General features: G+C 64.9%; 15 protein-coding genes. 10 read left to right on the forward strand and 5 right to left on the reverse strand.

Features of this window, described 5'->3' with window-relative positions; genetic code table 11:
• The first annotated feature begins 96 nt into the window (after nt 1–96).
• The 3 genes from CAG34_RS17360 to CAG34_RS17370 all read left to right on the forward strand — a co-directional run bounded on the left by CAG34_RS17360 (nt 97) and on the right by CAG34_RS17370 (nt 2,493).
• A complete protein-coding gene (locus CAG34_RS17360) occupies nt 97–975 on the forward strand; it encodes a helix-turn-helix domain-containing protein (protein ID WP_085591449.1) in 879 nt (292 codons plus the stop codon).
• A gap of 200 nt (nt 976–1,175) precedes the next feature.
• Complete coding sequence (locus tag CAG34_RS17365; protein WP_013972930.1) at nt 1,176–1,574, forward strand: MerR family DNA-binding transcriptional regulator; 399 nt, start codon at nt 1,176–1,178, stop codon at nt 1,572–1,574.
• Between the two features lie 19 nt (nt 1,575–1,593).
• Nucleotides 1,594–2,493: a hydroxymethylglutaryl-CoA lyase gene (locus tag CAG34_RS17370; protein ID WP_085591451.1), complete on the forward strand. Its 900-nt coding sequence runs from the start codon at nt 1,594–1,596 to the stop codon at nt 2,491–2,493.
• Between the two features lie 532 nt (nt 2,494–3,025).
• Here CAG34_RS17370 and CAG34_RS17380 read toward each other — a convergent pair.
• On the reverse strand, nt 3,026–3,544 hold the full coding sequence (locus tag CAG34_RS17380; protein ID WP_013972932.1) for an MgtC/SapB family protein: 519 nt from the start codon (nt 3,542–3,544) through the stop codon (nt 3,026–3,028).
• Nucleotides 3,545–3,780: 236 nt separating this feature from the next.
• Between CAG34_RS17380 and CAG34_RS17385 the strand changes: the two genes are divergently transcribed.
• The 5 genes from CAG34_RS17385 to CAG34_RS17405 all read left to right on the forward strand — a co-directional run bounded on the left by CAG34_RS17385 (nt 3,781) and on the right by CAG34_RS17405 (nt 10,476).
• Complete coding sequence (locus CAG34_RS17385) at nt 3,781–4,020, forward strand: DUF3203 family protein (RefSeq protein WP_085591453.1); 240 nt, start codon at nt 3,781–3,783, stop codon at nt 4,018–4,020.
• 121 nt (nt 4,021–4,141) lie between these two features.
• Entirely contained in the window at nt 4,142–5,545 is a 1,404-nt protein-coding gene (ccoG, locus tag CAG34_RS17390) for a cytochrome c oxidase accessory protein CcoG (RefSeq protein ID WP_085591455.1), read from the forward strand.
• A 50-nt stretch (nt 5,546–5,595) separates the two neighbouring features.
• On the forward strand, nt 5,596–7,005 hold the full coding sequence (gene mapR, locus CAG34_RS17395) for a GntR family transcriptional regulator MpaR (protein ID WP_025338884.1): 1,410 nt from the start codon (nt 5,596–5,598) through the stop codon (nt 7,003–7,005).
• 57 nt (nt 7,006–7,062) lie between these two features.
• Nucleotides 7,063–8,718 (forward strand): PAS domain-containing sensor histidine kinase, encoded by a 1,656-nt coding sequence (locus tag CAG34_RS17400; protein WP_085591457.1) that lies wholly within the window; start codon nt 7,063–7,065, stop codon nt 8,716–8,718.
• 63 nt (nt 8,719–8,781) lie between these two features.
• Nucleotides 8,782–10,476 (forward strand): response regulator, encoded by a 1,695-nt coding sequence (locus CAG34_RS17405; protein WP_085591459.1) that lies wholly within the window; start codon nt 8,782–8,784, stop codon nt 10,474–10,476.
• A gap of 9 nt (nt 10,477–10,485) precedes the next feature.
• Here CAG34_RS17405 and CAG34_RS17410 read toward each other — a convergent pair whose 3' ends face one another.
• Both CAG34_RS17410 and CAG34_RS17415 read right to left on the reverse strand, forming a co-directional pair.
• On the reverse strand, nt 10,486–11,232 hold the full coding sequence (locus CAG34_RS17410; RefSeq protein ID WP_085591461.1) for an SDR family oxidoreductase: 747 nt from the start codon (nt 11,230–11,232) through the stop codon (nt 10,486–10,488).
• A 76-nt stretch (nt 11,233–11,308) separates the two neighbouring features.
• The gene (locus CAG34_RS17415) at nt 11,309–12,325 is read right to left on the reverse strand and encodes an FAD:protein FMN transferase (RefSeq protein ID WP_085591464.1); all 1,017 of its coding nucleotides are present in this window, start codon (nt 12,323–12,325) and stop codon (nt 11,309–11,311) included.
• A 250-nt stretch (nt 12,326–12,575) separates the two neighbouring features.
• Here CAG34_RS17415 and rsxC point away from each other — a divergent pair, with 250 nt between their 5' ends.
• Both rsxC and CAG34_RS17425 read left to right on the forward strand, forming a co-directional pair.
• Nucleotides 12,576–13,976, forward strand: coding sequence for an electron transport complex subunit RsxC (gene rsxC / locus CAG34_RS17420; protein ID WP_085591466.1), 1,401 nt, complete (start codon nt 12,576–12,578; stop codon nt 13,974–13,976).
• Nucleotides 13,973–14,923: an RnfABCDGE type electron transport complex subunit D gene (locus CAG34_RS17425; RefSeq protein WP_085591467.1), complete on the forward strand. Its 951-nt coding sequence runs from the start codon at nt 13,973–13,975 to the stop codon at nt 14,921–14,923. The genes rsxC and CAG34_RS17425 overlap by 4 nt, the downstream gene beginning before the upstream one ends.
• Before the next feature lie 47 nt (nt 14,924–14,970).
• Here CAG34_RS17425 and CAG34_RS17430 read toward each other — a convergent pair whose 3' ends face one another.
• Together CAG34_RS17430 and CAG34_RS17435 are read right to left on the reverse strand one after the other, a co-directional pair.
• Complete coding sequence (locus CAG34_RS17430; RefSeq protein WP_025338877.1) at nt 14,971–16,506, reverse strand: DHA2 family efflux MFS transporter permease subunit; 1,536 nt, start codon at nt 16,504–16,506, stop codon at nt 14,971–14,973.
• A complete protein-coding gene (locus CAG34_RS17435; RefSeq protein ID WP_085591469.1) occupies nt 16,503–17,696 on the reverse strand; it encodes an HlyD family efflux transporter periplasmic adaptor subunit in 1,194 nt (397 codons plus the stop codon). Before CAG34_RS17435 ends, CAG34_RS17430 begins: the two co-directional genes overlap by 4 nt.
• Between the last annotated feature and the right edge of the window lie 27 nt (nt 17,697–17,723).

Here is a 17,723-nt window from a genome sequence, read left to right on the forward strand (position 1 = left end):
CATTTTTACTGGCAAAAACAGCCATTGAAGTGTGCTATTCCATGCATAACCTGCACTTTTACAAAAAACGTTCGATTAACGGACAGGCCTGCACGCATGAAATCCACCCTCCCCGGCGTCCCCTTGTTCAAGCTGTATGGCGAAAACCAGGCCTGGCCCGGCACCGACCTGCTGCACTGCGAGTCGATCCCGGCGCGCAGCCGTTTGCACCACTGGGAAATCAAGCCGCACCAGCATGCCGAGCTGTTCCAGTTGCTGTATGTGCAACGCGGCCGGGCCGAGGTGGAGGTCGAGGGGGTGCGCAGCGCCATCAGCGAAGCGGCGATCCAGGTGGTGCCGCCGATGACCGTGCATGGCTTTCGCTTCAGCGCCGATATCCAGGGGCATGTGCTGACCTTCGGCACGGCACTGGTGGCCAACCTGGAGCAGCGCCTGGGTGCGCCGCTGGCGGTGCTGGCGAAGGCGGCGTGTTACCCGCTGGGCCGGGACCGGGTGCACCTGCGCAGCCTGATCGAGACCCTGCAGCAGGAGTACCAGGGCAACGCCCCGGCGCGGGCGGCACTGCTCGAGGCGCTGGTGACGGCGCTGATGGTGTGGATCAGCCGCCGCCAGCAGTTGGGGCAGGCGCCGCGCAACCGCGATGAACGCGACCGCCAGTTGCTGGGGCAGTACCTGCGCCTGGTCGAGGCGCATTACCGTGAGCACCTGTCGGTGGAGGACTTTGCCGCGCGGCTGAATATTCCGAGTTTGCAGCTGAACCAGCTGTGCCGGGCGCTGAGTGGGCAGACCGCGCTGCAGGTGGTGCACCAGCGGTTGCTGCTGGAGGCGCGGCGCAACCTGATCTATACGCGGATGAGCATCGGGCAGTTGTCGGATAGCCTGGGGTTTACCGACCCCACCTATTTTGCCCGGTGGTTCAAGCGGTTGAGTGGGCAGACACCGAATAGGTATCGCAGGTCGGGGTTGTCTGAGTAATTTTTTCGCCTGTGCTGGCCTCTTCGCGGGCTTGCCCGCTCCCACAGGTATTGCATTGGCCTTGAGGGCACCGCTGTCCCTGTGGGAGCGGGCAAGCCCGCGAAAAGGCCGGTTCAGGCAACACACATCCTGCGCCCCTGCTTGACGTATACGTCAACCTGCCCTCAGGATACCCGCGTACCCCCACGCCGAGCCCCAGCATGAGCACCCAGACCTACAGCATCTCCGACCTGTCCCGCGAGCTGGACATCACCACCCGCGCCATCCGCTTCTATGAGGAACAGGGCCTGCTCAGCCCCGAGCGCCGTGGCCTGGAGCGTATCTATTCGGCGCGTGACAAGGTCAGCCTGAAGCTCATCCTGCGCGGCAAGCGCATCGGCTTTTCGCTGGCCGAATGCCGTGAGCTGATCGAGCTGTACGACCCCTCCAGCGGCAACCTCAAGCAGCTCAACAGCATGCTGGCGAAAATCGCCGAGCGCCGCGCCCAGCTGGAACAGCAGATGCTCGACATCCACCAGATGCAGCTGGAGCTGGACACCGCCCAGGAGCGCTGCGAACAAGCCCTGGCCGCCACCCTGAACAACAAAGACAACCGCTGAACGCCACAGGAAACCCGCCATGTCCTTGCCCAAACACGTCCGCCTGGTCGAAGTAGGCCCCCGCGACGGCCTGCAGAACGAAGCCCAGCCCATCAGCGTCGCCGACAAGGTGCGCCTGGTGGACGACCTCACCGAGGCGGGCCTGGCCTATATCGAAGTGGGCAGTTTCGTCTCGCCCAAGTGGGTGCCGCAGATGGCCGGCTCCGCCGAAGTGTTCGCCGGTATCCATCAGCGCCCGGGTGTCACCTATGCGGCGCTGGCCCCCAACCTGCGCGGTTTCGAGGACGCCCTGGCCGCCGGCGTGAAGGAAGTGGCAGTGTTCGCGGCCGCCTCCGAAGCCTTCTCGCAACGCAACATCAACTGCTCGATCAGCGACAGCCTCAAGCGCTTCGAGCCGATCATGGAAGCCGCGCGCAACCACGGCGTGCGCGTGCGCGGCTATGTGTCGTGCGTGCTCGGCTGCCCCTATGAAGGCAAGGTCAGCGCCGAGCAGGTCGCCCCGGTGGCCCGAGCCCTGCACGACATGGGCTGCTACGAGGTATCGCTGGGCGACACCATCGGCACCGGCACCGCCGGCGAAACCCGGCGCCTGTTCGAGGTGGTCGCGGCGCAGGTACCGCGCGAGCAACTGGCCGGGCACTTCCACGATACCTATGGCCAGGCCCTGGCCAACGTGTATGCCAGCCTGCTCGAAGGCATCAGCGTGTTCGACAGCTCGGTGGCCGGGCTGGGCGGCTGCCCCTATGCCAAAGGCGCTACCGGCAATATCGCCAGTGAAGACGTTGTGTACCTGCTGCAGGGGCTGGGCATTGAAACCGGCATCGACCTGGACCTGCTGATCGCCGCCGGCCGCCGCATCAGCAGCGTGCTGGGCCGCGACAACGGGTCGCGGGTAGCGCGGGCGCGCAGCGCGCAATAAGTCATACGGGTGTCACATTGGCGTGGGTGAAGTGTTACCGCCCCCACGTTTTGCAGCAAAAAATCGGGTAACAGGGAAACAAATCGGCAGAATTTCAGGCCGGTCGATTTCGACCAAAATCGCCAAGTGCTTGATTTTAAAGGGTTTGCAAAAGTTGGCACGCACCCTGCTATATCTCTGGTACAACAACAAAAAGAATGTGACACCCAATAAAAACAACAGGTAACGGCTCTGACATAACAAGAACAACACGGCAGAGGCGTAGCAAGCAGATTTTTTTGGAGTCGACACGCTTTTCAGGGGTACGCCCCGCGGTCTGGCACAGAACAATAAAACTACCTCCAGGTAGCGGCAGCCAGGTTCGGATCAGCAATGATGAAGGCAGGTCAGCGCTCAAAAAAATACGTTTGCTCTTGACCCCGCATGGGGGTCGCCCGCAACACCAGGACAGGCTGACAAAAACAACAACAGGCCGGTCCCAATAATAAAAAAAGAGCAGGCAACAACGCTTTGAGGGGAGCTTCGGCTCCCCTCAGTGCTTCCTGCCCTCTTCCTCCTCCTGCTTTCCCTCATCCTGCCCTTCGAGCTTGTCCACCAGCAACGGCATCGTGCCCAGCACCAGCAGGGCCAGTATCGTGCTGATCAACGCCGTGGCTTCACGGCCCATGCCGGCTGCCGTACCGATGGCGGCGGTCATCCACAACCCGGCGGCAGTGGTCAGGCCCTTCACATGGCTGGCGTCCTGGCCGTTACCCTTGAGAATGGTGCCCGCACCCAGAAAACCGATACCGGCGACAATGCCTTGGATCACCCGGCTCAGCGCCTGCTCATCGGCCCCGGCCATGCTCGGTGCCAGCACGAACAGCGCAGCGCCCAGCGAAACCAGCATATGCGTGCGCACCCCGGCGGCCTTGCCCTTGTGCTCGCGCTCGAAGCCCAGCACGGCGCCGAGCAGGGCTGCCATCAGCAGGCGTACGAGGATTTGCGTGACCTCGCGCTCGTCGGTGATATCGGCGAATTCGGCCTGGATTGCTTGCCAGATGAGGTCCATTGCGTTGTTCCCATGCTGAGCATTGTGTTGTCAGGCCCGGCCTCTTCGCGGGCACGCCCGCTCCCACAGGTGTTTCTCAGATCCCTGTGGGAGCGGGCGTGCCCGCGAAGAGGCCAGGCCTGCCATCTGCAAGGGTTGACCCCCGAACAAATGACAAAGTGCCGTTCAGCTTGCTGATGCAGCAACCCTCCCCTCAGCACGGTCCACCCTGTAACCACCCTCAGGAGGACCACCCCATGCCCGTTGAAATCGACGAAACCACCCGCCGCTGCACCCTGATCGCCGAAGACCTGCGCCTCGAGGGTGATGGCCCGTCCATCGAAATCGTCACCGACGAACAGCTGCGCATGTCCGTGGCCCTGCTCGCCGGCCAGCGTGTGCCCATCACCGAAGCCGAGGCCGATGCACTGACCGTGGCGGGTGCGGTGGATAGCCGCAGGCATCTGAAGGCCAGCACGCCAGGCTCGGTAATCTGAGGCCTGGCGGGGCCTGCCCGGAAATCTGATACGGTTTTTATCGCAAAATCTGAGCCTGTGCTGATAACAGCCTCAGGGCCATAGTGCTCATGCCTGATCGAGGCCTGATGAGCACCGAGCCATGAACGATAGAATCCCTTTCACAGAGATCGCCACCGCCCCAGCCAGCCCCCAGCCGCGCCGCGCCGACAATGGCATCCATACCCGCAGCTTCACCGGGCTGTACCGCAACCTGCGCATCGGCTTCGCCGGCGCCCTGTTCGTGCTGTTCTTCGGCACCGCCTGGCTGAACTGGAACGGCCGCCAGGCCGTGCTGTGGGACCTGGGCAACAGCAAATTCCACATCTTCGGCGCCACCTTCTGGCCGCAGGACTTCATCCTGCTGTCGGCGCTGCTGATCATCTGCGCCTTCGGCCTGTTCGCCATCACCGTGTATGCCGGCCGCGTGTGGTGCGGCTACAGCTGCCCGCAGAGCACCTGGACCTGGCTGTTCATGTGGTGCGAAAAGGTCACCGAGGGCGACCGCAACCAGCGCATCAAGCTGGCCGCCGCGCCCTGGAGCCTGAACAAACTGGCCCGGCGCACGCTGAAGCACAGCCTGTGGCTGGCCATTGGCGTGCTCACCGGGCTGACCTTCGTCGGCTACTTCACCCCGATCCGCCCACTGGCCGCGGAACTGTTCACCTTGCAACTGGACGGCGTGGCGCTGTTCTGGGTGCTGTTCTTCACCGCCGCCACCTACATCAATGCCGGCCTGCTGCGCGAAGCGGTGTGCCTGCACATGTGCCCCTATGCACGCTTCCAGAGCGTGATGTTCGACAAGGACACCCTGGCGGTCGCCTATGACCCGCGTCGCGGCGAAGCCCGTGGCCCGCGCAAGAAAGGCAGCGACCTCCGCGCCCAGGGCCTGGGCGACTGCATCGACTGCACCTTGTGCGTGCAGGTGTGCCCTACCGGCATCGATATCCGCGATGGCCTGCAAATGGCGTGCATCGGTTGTGCGGCGTGCATCGATGCCTGTGACGGGGTAATGGACAAGATGGGCTACGCCCGTGGCCTGATCGGCTACAAGTCCGAACGCAGCCTGCAAGGTGGCAGCACCCATTGGCTGCGCCCGCGCCTGCTGGGCTACGCCGCCGCGCTGGGGGTGATGATCGCGGCGCTGGTAGTGGCCTTGCAGCTGCGCCCGATGGTGTCGCTGGACGTGATCAAGGACCGCGGCCTGTTCCGCGAGAATGCCCAGGGCCAGATCGAGAACATCTACCTGCTCAAGGTCATCAACAAGACCGAAAGCACCCGGCACTACCAGCTGCGCCTGCTGGACGCCGACGGCTTCAGCCTGCAGGGCAAGACCTCATTCATGATCCCGGCCGGTGAAATGAGTGAACTTCCGGTGTCGGTGGCGATGCTCGCCGAGCGCCCGGCCAGCAGCTCGCAGACGCTGAGCTTCGAGATCGGCGAGCGCGACGACCCCGCCATCCGCAGCGTGGCCCACAGCCGCTTCGTCGCACCGCTGAACCGTTGATCCCTTACACTGACTCCACCTTGCCTGCCAGGCTTCGACAGAAGGCCAGAATGAAACGCTACGAACGCTTTGCCGACGACATCGCCGAACTGATCCGCTCCGGGGTGCTGGGCCCCGGCCAGCGCGTGCCCTCGGTGCGCTATGCCAGCCAGACCCACGGGGTCAGCCCGTCCACCGTGTTCCAGGCCTACTACCTGCTGGAGCGGCGCGGGCTGATCCGCGCCCGGCCGCGCTCGGGCTATTTCGTCAACGCCCACGCCCCGCGCCAGTTCAGCGAGCCGCAGGCATTGCAGCCGGTCAGCGAGTCCACCGATGTCGACGTCAGCGCGCTGGTGTTCTCGATCCTCGACTCGATCAAGGACCCCAACACCGTGCCGTTCGGTTCGGCCTTCCCCAGCCCCGAGCTGTTTCCGCTGCAACGCCTGTCGCGCTCGCTGGCCAGCGCCAGCCGCAGCATGGACCCGCGCATGGTGGTGACCGACCTGTCACCCGGCAACCCGCAGCTGCGCCGGCAGATTGCCCTGCGCTACATGGTTGGCGGGCTGATGCTGCCGATGGAGGAGCTGCTGATCACCAACGGCGCGCTGGAAGCCCTGAACCTGTGCCTGCAGGCCGTCACCCAGCCCGGTGACCTGGTGGCCATCGAAGCCCCCGCCTTCTATGCCTGCCTGCAGGTACTGGAGCGGCTCAAGCTCAAGGCCGTGGAAATCCCTGTGCACCCGCGCGAAGGCATGGACCTGGGTGTGCTGGCGCAAACGCTGGAAAAGCACCCGGTCAAGGCCGTGTGGTGCATGACCAACTTCCAGAACCCGGTGGGCGCCAGCATGCCGGAGGCGAAAAAGCAGGCACTGGTGGAGCTGCTGGCGCGTCATCAGGTGCCATTGATCGAAGACGACGTGTACGCCGAACTGTACTACTCGCAACAGGCACCCAAACCGGCCAAGGCCTTCGACACCCAAGGCCTGGTGATGCACTGCGGCTCGTTCGCCAAGAGCCTGGCACCCGGCTACCGCATCGGCTGGGTGGCAGCCGGGCGCTTTGCGCAGAAGATCGAACGGCTCAAGCTGATGACCTCGCTGTGCGCCTCGATGCCGGCCCAGGCGGCCATCGCCGACTACCTGCAGCACGGTGGCTACGACCGCCACCTGCGCAAACTGCGCTATGCCCTGGAAGGCCAGCAGGCCAACATGCTGGCGGCCATTGCCCGGCATTTCCCGGCGCAGACGCGGGTCAGCCAACCGTCCGGCGGCTACTTCCTGTGGCTGGAGCTGCCCGAACAGATGGACGCCCTCAAGCTGTTCCACATGGCCCTGGCCCAAGGCATCAGCATCGCCCCCGGGCCGATCTTCTCGCCCACCCGGCGCTTCGGCAACTGCATCCGCCTGAACTACGGCAGCCCCTGGCACGAGGATGCCGAACGGGCCATGGAAACCCTGGGGCGGATCATCCGCTCGTTCTGATGGCTGCTGCCCCGGTGGGCGACTATAGTTGCCCGATCCGCTCACCGGGCCCTCGCCATGCAAGCAGATTCGCTCCCGTCATTGGCACAGCTGCAAGCGCGTGTCGCAGAACTGGAAGCTCGCCTGGCCGAGCGCGACGACACTGCACAGGCCCATATCCAGCTGCTGGGCGAACTGCTCGACAACAGCCTGGCCAACGTGTTTGCTGCCGACCGCAGCATGCGCCTGATAGCGATCAACCGCATGGCCCGGGAAACCTTCGAGCATTACCGTGGCTTCGTGCCGCAGATCGGCGATTACGTGCCACAGTTCCTGCTCAACCAGCCTGACATCATGGGCCGCCTGGCACCGGTGTGGCCACGCGTGCTGGCCGGCGAAGCCTTCATCGACACCATCACCCTCGGCCCACCTGACGCCCCCCGCCATTACGAGATTCGCTACCACCCGTTGCACGATGCGCAGCAGCAAGTCCAGGGCGGGTACCTGTTCGCCTATGACATCACCGAGCGCGTGGCCGAGCAGGAGCGCCTGCGCCAGGCCGAAGAAGCCCTGCGCCAGTCGCAGAAAATGGAGGCGGTCGGCCAGTTGACCGGTGGCATCGCCCACGACTTCAACAACTTGCTGGGCAGCCTGCTTGGCGCACTGGAACTGGCAGAGCAACGCCTGGCCCAGCAACGCTTTGCCGACACCGCCCGCATGCTCGAGCTCGGCCGCAGCAACGCACTGCGCGCCACAGCCCTGGTGCAGCGGTTGCTGGCCTTTTCGCGCCAGCAGACGCTGATGCCACAAGCGGTGGATGTGCAGCGCCTGGTCGCCGACATGCATGACCTGATCCGCAGTTCGACCGGCCGGCACATTGACTTCCAGGACCGCACACTGGCTGCCCAATGGTCGATCCGCATCGACCCGCAACAGCTGGAGAACGCCCTGCTCAACCTGTGCATCAACGCCCGTGACGCCATGCCGCTGGGCGGCACCCTGCGCATCGGCTGCGAAAACGCCGATCTCGCAGCGGCCGAGGCCAAGCGCCTGGACCTGCCGACGGGCCAGTATCTGCACATTAGTGTCGAGGACACCGGCATGGGCATGCCCAGTGAAGTGCTGCAACGCGCCCTCGAACCCTTCTTTACCACCAAGCCACTGGGCCAGGGCACCGGCCTGGGGTTGTCCATGGTTTATGGCTTTGTCCGCCAGTCCGGGGGGCAGTTGCTGATCGATAGCGTCACCGGGCAAGGCACTTGCATTCACCTGTACCTGCCCCGGGACCGGAGCGCTCCCGCAACCGGCAATGACGAGCCAGCCGCATCCGCCACCGCGCCCCTGCAGGCGCGCGGGTGCCGGATCATGCTGGTGGAAGACCAACCGGCCTTGCGCCTGGTGCTGGTCGAAGTGCTGACGGAGCTGGGCCACCAGGTGCAAGCTTTCGAGGGCGGCCACTCGGCGCTTGAGTCGTTGCAGGAAGGGCCGCCACCGGACTTGCTGATCACCGATGTCGGCCTACCTGGGCGGGTTGACGGTTACCAGCTTGCAGAGGCCTACCAAAACCTTGTGGAGCATGCCCCGGTATTGCTGATTACCGGCTACGACGCTGCCGATACGGTGCACGTTGCCCGGCCCGACAGGCGCACCGAACTGCTGCACAAACCCTTCGACCTGAGCACCCTCGGCGAACGGATCGAGCGGCTGCTGGGCATTGCGCCACACCCGCGTTGACTGGCTATTCGCCTGTTGCCGAACACGCTAAAGTCTGGGTTTCATCCACTGTCGGACGTCGGCATGCCCTCCCGCGACCTGCTTTCACTGCGCCAACAAGTCGAAGCCCTGCAGCAACAGAACGCGCTGCTGGAAGCCCGCCTGGCAAGCCATCAGCAACACGACCAGGACTTCTACCGCTCGCTCTTCGACACCATGGACGAGGGCTTCTGCATCATCGAGTTCTTCGACGGCCCGCACGGCCCGCTGAGCGACTATGTGCATGTGCTGGCCAATGCGGCCTATGCCAAGCACGCCGGCATCCCCAACGTGGTCGGGCAGAAACTGCGCGAGATGGTGCCCGATGAGGCCGACGATTGGGTCGCTCGTTATGGCGCGGTGCTGCGCACGGGCGAGCCGCTGCATTTCGAGCAGGAGCTGGTCGCCACCGGCCATGTGTTGTCGGTGACCACCTTCCGCGTAGAGCCGGCCGAAAAGCGCCAGGTGGCAGTACTGTTCAAGGACGTCACCGCACGCCGACGGGCAGAGCAGGCCCTGCAGCGCCTGAACGAGGAACTGGAACAACGGGTGGATGCGGCACTGGCAGAACAGGCCAAGGCCGAGGAAGCCCTGCGCCAGGCACAGAAGATGGAAGCGATCGGCCATCTCAGTGGCGGCATCGCCCACGACTTCAACAACCTGCTGGGCGGCATCCTCAGTGCCCAGGAGCTGATGCTCCAACGCTTGGAGCAATCCCGTTTCGACGCCCTGGAGCCGTTGCTGAAGCTGTCCAGCGGCTCGGCGCAGCGGGCCTCTTCGCTGGTACACCGGCTGCTGGCATTCTCTCGTCAGCAGACCCTGCAGCCCTGCTCCACGCAGGTGGCCACGCTGGTGGGCGGCATGGAAGAGCTGCTGCGCCGCACCATCGGCCCCTCCATCACCCTGACCAGCCAATTCCCCTGCCAGCTGTGGCCGACCTTCATCGACCCGCCGCAACTGGAAAGCGCCCTGCTCAACGTGTGCATCAATGCCCGCGATGCCATGCCCGCTGGCGGCGTGATCGATATCCTCGGTGACAACCTGCTGCTCGACGACCAGCAAGCCCGTGCACTGGAACTGACAGCTGGCGAATACGTGCGGCTGAGCGTCAGCGACAACGGTAATGGCATGTCGGCGGAGGTGGCCGAGCGCGCCGTCGACCCGTTTTTCACCACCAAGCCGATGGGCCACGGCACTGGGCTGGGCTTGTCGATGACCTATGGTTTCGTGCGCCAGTCGGGCGGGCAGCTACGGGTGTTGTCGACACTTGGCGAAGGCACCCGCATCGAGCTGCTGCTTCCCCGCCACCACCAGCACCCCGAAGCCCCCGCACCCAGGCCACCGCGCACATTACTGGAAAAAAGCAGCGGCGCCACGCAGCGTATCCTGCTGGTCGAAGACCAGGCCGCCTTGCGCGTGGTCGTCTGCGAGGTGCTGGAAGAACTGGGTTATCGGGTCGATGCATTCGAGAACGGCCCGGCCGCCCTCGCCCACCTGCAAGCTGGCGAGCGGCCAGACCTGCTGTTGAGCGATATCGGCCTGCCCGGCGGCCTGAATGGCCGCCAGTTGGCTGAGCGTTGCCGCGAGCGCCACCCCGACCTCAAGGTGCTGTTCATCACCGGCTACGACGAAAGCGCGGCGCTCAGTGACGGCCAGTTGCTGCAAGGCACTCAGGTGCTGACCAAGCCGTTCGAGCTGGAAGTGCTGGCCGAACGGGTACGCACGCTGCTGGAGGATTGACCGGCGCGCTCAGCGCCCGCCGCCCAGGTCGATGAAGCTGCCGGTGGAGTACGAGGCTTTGTCCGAGAGCAGCCAGAGGATGGCCTCGGCCACTTCCTCGGGGCGCCCGCCGCGGCCCATGGGCAAGCCGGGCTCGAGCTTGCTGACCCGGTCGGGGTCGCCCGACAGCGCGTGGAAGCCGGTATGGATGTAGCCTGGCCGCACACCATTTACCCGCACACCCTCGCCTGCCACCTCCTTGGCCAGGCCAATGGTGAAGGTGTCGAGGGCGCCCTTGGAAGCGGCATAGTCCACGTATTCGTTGGGCGAGCCCAGGCGTGCGGCCACCGACGACACGTTGACGATGGCCCCGCCCGGCCCGCCGTACCTGCGTGCCATGCGCTTCAGTGCGTGCTTGGCGCAGAGCATGGGGCCGACGACGTTGGTCTTCATGACCTTGAGCAGGCGGAATTCGGACATGTCCTCGACCCGGCTTTGCTGGCCGATGGTGCCTGCGTTGTTGACCAGCGCGGTGACCGGGCCGAGTTCTTCGTCCACGCGCTGGAACAGCTGGATGACTTCATCCTCGACACTGGCGTCGGCGCGTACGGCGATGGCCTCGGCGCCCAGGGCGCGGACCTGGCCGAGGATGTGCTCGGCGGCCTGGTCGTCGGTGTGGTAGTTGATGCAGATGCGGTAGCCCTGGCGGGCGGCCAGCAGCGCCGTGGCGGCGCCGATGCCGCGGCTGGCACCGGTGATGACGATGACTTTCTCCATGGGTCTGCCAATCGTTTGGAAAGGGAGCATCGACAATAGGGGAAAAGGCTGCGCGTGGGAATGACCTTTCCTTCTGCTACTGCCTGGGCGTGCCCTGCTGGGGAAACAACGTCTCGAATCGCGGCGTCGCCCGCGCAACGAAACCCAGCCCCTGGTGCATGATGAAATAGGCAGCTATTTCATGCCGCTCGGCAAAGGCATAGCCTTCCTCCGGGCCGAGCACCATCAACAATGTATCCAGGGCATCGGCACGCAGCACCGAAGGGTCGACCACCGACACTGCCGCCAGCGCGTGCTTGACCGGCCTGCCGACACGGGGGTCGAAGGTGTGCGAATAGCGCTGGCCACCTTCCTCGAAATAGTTGCGGTAATCGCCGGCAGTGGCAACGCCGTAGCCATCCAGGGCGATGGCGCGCTCCACTTGCTGCTCGCCCCCGCCACTCGGTACCTCGAGGGCGATGCGCCAGGGCGAGCCATCCGGCTTGCGGCCGACACCCTTGAGTTCGCCGGTGATCTCGACCAGATAGGCCTGGATACCCAGGGCTGCAAGCCGGTCACCCACCCGATCCACTGCATAACCGGCGAGCATGCTGTCGAAATCCAGCTGCGCCGCCACATCCTTGCACAGCTTTTCTCCATCCAGGTGCAAATGCTGCAGGCCTACCCGGGCCTGTTCTCGCGCCAGCGTGCTGGCGTCCGGCACCTGCCTGCCTCGTGACTGCGGGCCGAAGCCCCAGAGGTTCATCAATGGCAAGACCGTCAGGTCGAAAGCACCGCCACTCTCGCGGAACAGGGACACACCGTACACCAGCAAATGCTGCATCTCTTCCGGCACTGCCTGACAGGCGCCGGCCGGCAGAGCGTTGAAGCGGGCAACCACGGAATCGCCGCGCCAGTTGGAAAACTGCTTGTCGAGCGCCTCGAGAATCCTCTCGACTTCGGCCTTTACCTGCTGCGCGCCGGGCGCCTGCGCAGTGGGTACGTACTGGATCGAATACGTGCTGCCCATGGTCGGCCCGCCAAAGCGTTCGATCCTTTCGCCGCAGCCATACAGCAACGTCACCAGCATCACCAGCAGGCTCGCGCGCATCATTCGACACCTCGCCAACTCTGGCCGCCCGTTCGCGGCGCAGGCTATTTCACCAGAATTGCGAGATGGCAATTGGCCTACCGTTCATCAGCAAACCTGGTCAAAAACCGAACAAAATCCTCATTGAGCACTCTGATCTGCGCGGGTGATCAATCATCCCCCTCCCTTTCCGCTTAACGTCCCGGAAGCAATAAAACCATCATGCGCATAAGCGCATAGGGGCGTTCTTTGCCCAAAAATTGGAGGACAGTAAATGTCTAGCCATTCGTTGCAGAGCGTCGAACGCCTGCAGAGCCGCATCCGCGCCCAGCGTCAGCCGCAACAGAAACCTTTCTGGCGGCGCCTGCTGGCCATCGCCTCATCTTCTCAGCGTAGTTGGCATGGAGGGATCGAGCTCAGGGGATACAAGGAACTGTCCAACGCCACGCCGGTTGCTCCGGTCGCAATCGGAAAAATCCAGCTGGCGATCCCGCTCGGGCGGGGTCGGCGGTTTGTCCAGCCTTGCGTGCAGCCGGGGCAGTACGTGCGCAAGGGCGAAGTGATCGGTATTGGCGACAACACCACCGCTTGGGTGCACGCCAGTACCTCCGGCATCGTGGAACGGATCGATCACGTCTTCGCGGCCGACTCGGCCGAGCCGGTCATGGCCGTCATCCTGAACGCAGATGGCCTGGATGAGTGGCTCGAACGCCCGGCGCCGGGCCTGCCGCAAACGCCAGAGGCGCTGGTCGAGCGCGCATTGCAGATGGGCATAGTCGGCCTTGGTGGTGCGGGTTTCCCGACTGCCCTCAAGCTGGCCGGCGCACAGCAGCCCGATCTGCTGCTGATCAACGGTGCCGAATGCGAGCCCTTCCTTACCTGCGATGACCGCCTCATGCGTGAGAATGCCGAAGCGTTGATCGAGGCCGCCGACTATGTCGCCGCGCTGCTGGGAATAACGACAACCCGTTTCGGCATCGAAACCAACAAGCCGGAGGCGATGGCCACGTTACGTGCCGCCGCTCGCCAGGCGCACACCCGGGTCGAGATTTGTCCGCTACCGGAGCGTTACCCGGCAGGTGGGCAGCCGTTGATGATCAAGAGCCTCAGTGGCCGCAACCTGGCCCCGGGGAGCCGCCCCGCCGATATCGGCGTGCTGGCGCTGAATGTCGCAACCCTCTACGCACTGGGCCGGGCCGTCTTCCAGGGCGAACCACTGACCAGCCGCGTGCTGACACTGACCGGTGACTGCGAGCGCCCGGGCAATGTGCGGGTGCCGGTGGGTTACCCGGTCAGCGAACTGCGCGCGATTGCTGGCGCGTCCCCCACTGGGCAGCTGACCCAGGTCGGCGGCCCGATGATGGGGCAGCCGCTACCGAACGCCAACGCCTTCGTCAGCAAGACCAGCAGCTGCCTGATATTCGGCGCCGAGCGCTACCTGCCAGCTGCTCGCCCCGCCAGCAGTTGCATTCGCTGCACGCGCTGCGTGGATGTCTGCCCGATGTCGCTGCGGCCGCTGGACCTCTACGCTGCCGCCGAACGCCTGGACAAGGCCAGCCTGCAAGAGCTGCGCCTGGACGCCTGCATCGAATGCGGCAGCTGCAGCAGCATCTGCCCGAGCAATATCCCGCTGCGCGAACGCTTCCGCCAGAGCAAGACGGAGGTCCGCGCATGAGCCTGATACGCCACCCCATCCCGCAACGGCTGCGCACGGTGATGCTGCTGGTCGTCCTGTGCCTGCTGCCGGGCACCGTCCTGTATGCCTGGCAATTCGGCGTCGTGGTCTGGTTGCAGGCCTTCTGGTGCGTGCTGTTCGCCCTGGGCTTCGAAGCCGCCCTGCTGCGCCTGCGCGGGCATGACGTACGCAAAGGTTTGAGCGACCTCAGCTGGCTGGTGCTGGGCCTGATACTGGCTCGGGCATTGCCGCTGATGGTGCCGTTGTGGATGATCGCCCTGGCCAGCTTTGCCGCTCTGGCACTGTGCAAGCACGCCAGTGGAGGCCTTGGTCGCAACCGCCTCAACCCTGCCATGGTTGGCCTGGGGGTGGTTGCCATCTGCTTCTACCAGCAGTTGTACCCCGCGCCATCGAACCATGCCCCCTGGACCGCAGCCCTGGACGCCAAGGCGGTTCTGCTGCAACAGCTACAGTTGGCGCCACGCCTGGATCTCGATGCGTTCGCCGGTGCCACACAACTGGCGCAGAACGAGTTCACCCATGTCACCCACAACCTGTCGGGGTACGGCTACATTGCCGGCGGTTTGCTGCTGGCTTTGCTGCGGGTGATCCGCATCGAGATTCCGCTGGCGATGGTCACGAGCACGGTATTGCTGTGCATGGCCGCCGGCCACAGCCTGCAGGAAGCCGTGTACAACCTCAGCCTCGGCGGCTACCTCTTCACCGCCTTCTTCATCGCCACCGATCCGGTCACCAGCCCCAATACCCGCGCCGGTCGCATCCTCTTCGGCGTGACCGTCGGCACGCTGACCGAGCTGATTCGCGAATTCGGGCTGTATGCCGATGGCCTCTGCTTCGCCGTGCTGGCCGGCAACCTGCTGGTGCCGCAAATCGACCGGTTGGTGCTGCGCATGCAGCGGCCCTGGTACGCAGCAGCGAGTGCCTGACATGGCATTTGGCAAGGGCAAGAGCCTGGGCCTTGTTCTGGCCCGGCTCAATGCCCTGCCGACGCCGGCCCCGCCTTGGCGGTAAAGGGCGGTTTGGCGAACCACACCAGCAGGATCAACCCGGCAAACACCCAGGTCATCAGGGTGAAGTAGTCCACCGTCGACATCATGTACGCCTGCCCGTTGAGTATCTGCTCCAGCTGCGCATAGCTCTGCGGGCTGGCCCCGCCCAGCTGCTCCAGGGTATGCCGCGTGGCCGGGTCGAACTGGCTGATGTGCTCGCTCAGGTATGCATGGTGCTGGTCCGCCCGGCGAATCCAGATCCAGGTGGTCAGCGACGCCGCGAAACTGCCGCCCAAGGTACGCAGGAAGGTCGCCAGGCCCGAGCCATCGGCAATCTGCTGCGGTGGCAGGTCGGACAGCAGGATGCTCAAGGTCGGCATGAAGAACAGCGCCACGCCAATGCCCATGAACAGCTGCACCAGCGCCACATGCTGGAAGTCCACCTCGCTGGTGAACCCGGCACGCATGTAGCAGCTGCTGCCGATCGCCAGGAACGCCAGCCCGGCCAGCACACGCAGGTCGAAGCGGTGCGCGTACTTGCCCACGAACGGCGACATGAGCACCGGCAACAGGCCGATCGGCGCCACCGCCAGGCCGGCCCAGGTAGCGGTATAGCCCATCTGCGTCTGCAGCCACTGCGGCAGGATCAGGTTGATGCCGAAGAACCCGGCATAGCCCCCCACCAGCACGATGGTGCCGACGCGGAAGTTGCGGTGCGCGAACAGGCGCAGGTTGACCACCGGGTGACGGTCGGTCAGTTCCCAGATCACGAACACCGCCAAAAACACCAGCGAGATCAGGCTGCCGACAATGATGAACGACGACTCGAACCAGTCCAGGTCATTGCCTTTGTCCAGCACCACCTGCAACGCGCCAACGCCGATGACCAGCGTCAGCAGGCCGATGTAGTCCATCGGCTGGCGGCTGGTGACCACCGGCCGGGTGCGCATCTGCTGGCGCACCACGGCGGCGGCGAACAGGCCGATGGGCACGTTGATGAAGAAGATCCACGGCCAGCTGTAGCTGTCGGTGATCCAGCCCCCGAGAATCGGCCCGGCAATCGGCGCCACCACCGTGACCATCGCCAGCAGCGCCAGGGCCATGCCGCGCTTGGCCGGCGGATAGACGGCGATCAGCAAGGTCTGGGTCATCGGGTACAACGGCCCGGCCACCACGCCCTGCAACACGCGAAAACCGACCAGCTCCGGCATCGACTGGGCAATACCGCACAGGAACGAGGCCAGCACGAACAGCAGCGTGGCCCAGATGAACAGCTTCACCTCGCCGAACCGCCGGCTGAGCCAGCCGGTCAGCGGCAAGGCGATGGCGTTGCTCACCGCGAACGAAGTGATGACCCAAGTGCCCTGCTCGTAGCTCACCCCCAGGTTGCCGGAAATGGTCGGCAAGGCCACGTTGGCGATGGTGGTGTCGAGCACCTGCATGAATGTCGCCAGTGACAGGCCGATGGTGGTCAGCAGCAGGCTCGGTGGCGTGAACTGGGCAGCAGCGTTGTTGCTCATCGCTGGGCCGTCTTGCCGGTTGCGCTGTTTTCGTGGATCAGCCGGGCGATCAGGTTGTCGGCTTCGACCAGCTGGCGGTCATACACCTGGGTGGTGTAGCTGGCCTGCTGCGGTGGCTGCTGGGCCAGGGCCGGGCCGCTCTGGTCGTGCAGGTCGACCTCGACCACGGTGGACAGGCCGATACGCAGCGGGTGCTCCTTGAGCTGGTCGGGGCTGAGGTGGATGCGCACCGGCACGCGCTGGACGATCTTGATCCAGTTACCGGTGGCATTCTGCGCCGGCAACAGGGCGAAGGCGCTGCCGGTGCCGGCGCCAAGGCTGTCGACCGTGCCGCTGTACCTGACCTCGCTGCCGTACAGGTCGGCGCTGATCTGCACCGGCTGGCCGATACGCATGTCGCGCAGCTGGGTTTCCTTGAAGTTTGCGTCGATCCACACCTGGTCCAGCGGGATCACCGCCATGGTCGCGGTGCCCGGTTGCAGGCGCTGGCCCAGCTGCACGGTACGCTTGGCGACGTAGCCGGTGACCGGTGCCACCAGGGTGGTGCGGGCATGGTCGAGGTAGGCCTGGCGCAGGTCGGCGGCGGCGGCCATCACCTCGGGGTGCGAGGACACCACGGTATCGTCGACCAGCGCGCTGCTGGTGCTGAGCTGCTGGCGCGCACTGTTGACGGCGGCCTCGGCCACGCTCAGGTCATCGCGGGCATGGGACAATTCTTCCGCGGCAATCGCACCGCTGTCGGCCAGCACCTTGCGCCGGTTGAAGTCCTGGCGGGCCTTGCGCAGCTCGGCCTGGCGGGTTTCCAGCTGCGCCTTGAGCGCGTCGACGTTGCTGTACAACCCGCGCACCTGGCGCACGCTGCGCGCCAGTTTGGCTTCGGCGGACTGCAAGGCCACCTGGCTGTCGGCCGGGTCGAATTGCAGCAATACCTGGCCGGCGTGAACCAGGTCGCCGTCATCGGCACCGATGCTGGTGACGGTGCCGGTGACCAGCGGGGTGATCTCTACCACGTTGCCGTTGACGTAGGCATCGTCGGTGCTTTCGTGCCAGCGCCCGACCAGGCTGTACCAGGCCCAGGCACCGACGCCGGCAAGGATCAGCAGCAACACCAGGCCAAGCAGCCAGGCCTTGCGCTTGCGCGACGGTTCGGGCGCGGCGGAGGGAGTCGGGGTGTCTGCGGGAGTGGCCATGACAATACCTTGGATAATTCGTGACAG

This window comes from Pseudomonas sp. B14(2017), assembly GCF_002113255.1.
GTDB lineage: Bacteria > Pseudomonadota > Gammaproteobacteria > Pseudomonadales > Pseudomonadaceae > Aquipseudomonas > Aquipseudomonas putida_Z.

Bases quoted from the DNA above. Each gene is read 5' to 3' on its own strand.
- CAG34_RS17435 (WP_085591469.1), bottom strand. From the start codon at position 17,696: ATGGCCACTCCCGCAGACACCCCGACTCCCTCCGCCGCGCCCGAACCG.
- CAG34_RS17410 (WP_085591461.1), bottom strand. From the start codon at position 11,232: ATGGAGAAAGTCATCGTCATCACCGGTGCCAGCCGCGGCATCGGCGCC.
- CAG34_RS17365 (WP_013972930.1), top strand. From the start codon at position 1,176: ATGAGCACCCAGACCTACAGCATCTCCGACCTGTCCCGCGAGCTGGAC.
- CAG34_RS17415 (WP_085591464.1), bottom strand. From the start codon at position 12,325: ATGATGCGCGCGAGCCTGCTGGTGATGCTGGTGACGTTGCTGTATGGC.
- CAG34_RS17385 (WP_085591453.1), top strand. From the start codon at position 3,781: ATGCCCGTTGAAATCGACGAAACCACCCGCCGCTGCACCCTGATCGCC.
- CAG34_RS17430 (WP_025338877.1), bottom strand. From the start codon at position 16,506: ATGAGCAACAACGCTGCTGCCCAGTTCACGCCACCGAGCCTGCTGCTG.
- CAG34_RS17425 (WP_085591467.1), top strand. From the start codon at position 13,973: ATGAGCCTGATACGCCACCCCATCCCGCAACGGCTGCGCACGGTGATG.
- rsxC (WP_085591466.1), top strand. From the start codon at position 12,576: ATGTCTAGCCATTCGTTGCAGAGCGTCGAACGCCTGCAGAGCCGCATC.
- CAG34_RS17360 (WP_085591449.1), top strand. From the start codon at position 97: ATGAAATCCACCCTCCCCGGCGTCCCCTTGTTCAAGCTGTATGGCGAA.
- ccoG (WP_085591455.1), top strand. From the start codon at position 4,142: ATGAACGATAGAATCCCTTTCACAGAGATCGCCACCGCCCCAGCCAGC.
- mapR (WP_025338884.1), top strand. From the start codon at position 5,596: ATGAAACGCTACGAACGCTTTGCCGACGACATCGCCGAACTGATCCGC.
- CAG34_RS17400 (WP_085591457.1), top strand. From the start codon at position 7,063: ATGCAAGCAGATTCGCTCCCGTCATTGGCACAGCTGCAAGCGCGTGTC.
- CAG34_RS17380 (WP_013972932.1), bottom strand. From the start codon at position 3,544: ATGGACCTCATCTGGCAAGCAATCCAGGCCGAATTCGCCGATATCACC.
- CAG34_RS17370 (WP_085591451.1), top strand. From the start codon at position 1,594: ATGTCCTTGCCCAAACACGTCCGCCTGGTCGAAGTAGGCCCCCGCGAC.
- CAG34_RS17405 (WP_085591459.1), top strand. From the start codon at position 8,782: ATGCCCTCCCGCGACCTGCTTTCACTGCGCCAACAAGTCGAAGCCCTG.